At 36.7% G+C, this 1,965-nt stretch carries 2 protein-coding genes; both read left to right on the top strand.

Going from position 1 to position 1,965, the window contains the following annotated elements; all coding sequences use genetic code 11:
• The first annotated feature begins 305 nt into the window (after positions 1-305).
• Positions 306-1,076, top strand: coding sequence for an LbetaH domain-containing protein (locus tag QWU_RS06105; protein WP_017196399.1), 771 nt, complete (start codon positions 306-308; stop codon positions 1,074-1,076).
• An 88-nt stretch (positions 1,077-1,164) separates the two neighbouring features.
• On the top strand, positions 1,165-1,767 hold the full coding sequence (locus tag QWU_RS06100) for a hypothetical protein (protein ID WP_017196398.1): 603 nt from the start codon (positions 1,165-1,167) through the stop codon (positions 1,765-1,767).
• Positions 1,768-1,965 lie beyond the last annotated feature (198 nt).

Genomic DNA, 1,965 nt, shown 5'->3' with positions numbered 1-1,965 from the left:
ACAAAAAAATATCATAAAAGATAAAATAATAATTGACAATAAATACGTATTTTGTTATATAAATACTCAAGTGCTGAAAACACTTAATAACTAGCGGGTAGGTTACGATACGACCTCTCCCATGTCTTTAAAATACTGACTTTCTTTTGTGCTTTTGTTAGTATATGAGAACTTTGTCGGGTGTGGTCATACCATACAATACCCTTTATGGGGAAAGTGTGACGACGGACTAGTTACCGTGTTTTCAACGCCCGGCGCTCTTATAGAGTGTCAATTGAAAACTTTAAATAACTAGGATTAATAAAATGAATTCTATCTCACAAAACACCTCCGTTATCTCTTCCATTTCAAATGCAACCGCGCCCGTTAATAACCAAGAGCTTGCAAAAAAATACGAATTTATTGATGATTGTGAATATATCGATGGTCATTTCTTAACTCGCATTCGTGCTTTAAGAGATTTTGATGATGTCAAAAAAGGTGACCTCGGTGGCTATATTGAAAATGAAGATAACCTCTCTCATGAGGGTAATTGCTGGGTGTATAATAAAGCGCGGGTCTTTCAAAATGCACGCGTCTTTGGAAATGCTAAAGTAAAAAGCTTTTTTGTTGATGTTTATGGCAATGCTCAAATTTATGGGAATGCTATTTTTGAAGGTATGACATTAAAGGACAATGCAAAGCTGTCGGGCAATGCGCATGCGAGCAACGCCGTGATTATTGAAGGCAATGCTCAAATTTATGATAACGCCCGTGTCACTGATCATGCTCATATTTCTGATAATGCCGTCATTTGTGATGATGCTCATGTCGGTGGCAATGCAAAAATAAGTGGCTCTGCTTATATCTGTGATGAATCGCGTGTTTTTGATGATGCCGTTATTTGTGATGCTCTGATCTCTGGTTCTTCTTATATTCATAGTAATGCCTCTTTAACTGCTAATGAAGATATTGATGATGATGCATATCCCGAATTTGGTAGCGAAGATGATTATTATCGTCATGAGTATTATGCTGATTGTGAGGGGTATTATGATCATGATGATAACAGCGAATATGAAACTGAAGCTGCGTAATTGACACGCGCAGGCGGTGCGGGGGCGCCTGCTTTCTAACCAAATTCTTTCATTCAAAAATTAAATCTTCTTATAAAGGAATTGTGCTATGCAAAAGAAATTTGCACTCACAAATGAGACACGTGTATTTGGTGAATATGTTCTTTACCGTATTAAAGCTTTAAAAGACTTTGCTGATGTTAAGACTGGTGATTTAGGTGGCTTTATTGAAAAGGAAGATAACCTATCACATGATGGCAATTGCTGGGTTTATAATGATGCTCTTGTGTTTAAAAATGGTCACGTTTATGAAAATGCAAAGGTTTTTGGCAATGCTATTACTTGTGGTCATATCTATGGTCATGCGCGGGTTTATGACAATGCTATCGTTGCTGGTCATGTCTATGATCATGCCCATGTTTATGGCAAGGCTGTTATTTCTGATAATTCCCATGTCTATGGTAATGCTCATGTGTATGGCAAGGCTATTATTTATGACAAAGCCTCTGTTTATGACAATGCTAGGGTTTATGAAAACGCTCGTATAGCAAATAACGTGCATGTTTGTGAAAATGCCAATATTCATGGCATTGCTGTTATTCGTGAAAATGTTGGTGGAGCTACTGAGGTTAAAACCTATATTGAACGGGTTTCCCCTTATGGGGAATTAGAGATTGTCTATGTCTCTCCAAAAATAAAGCAACATAATTGAAAGCGCGGGCGGTGCGGGGGAGCCCTCTCTTTCAAATTCTTCATTCCAAATTTTAGAAAATCTTTATCACATATCAATTGTGAGGGTATCATTATGTGCAAAAAATATGAATTAACTCTTCAAAGCAAAAAAATTAAACATGCTCTTTCTCGAAATACTATAGTTCTTTATCGCATTTGTGCTTTAAAAGATTTTGAT

This window comes from Bartonella birtlesii IBS 325 (assembly GCF_000273375.1).
Taxonomy (GTDB): Bacteria; Pseudomonadota; Alphaproteobacteria; order Rhizobiales; family Rhizobiaceae; genus Bartonella; species Bartonella birtlesii.
This window is presented reverse-complemented; position numbering and strand designations above follow the sequence as displayed.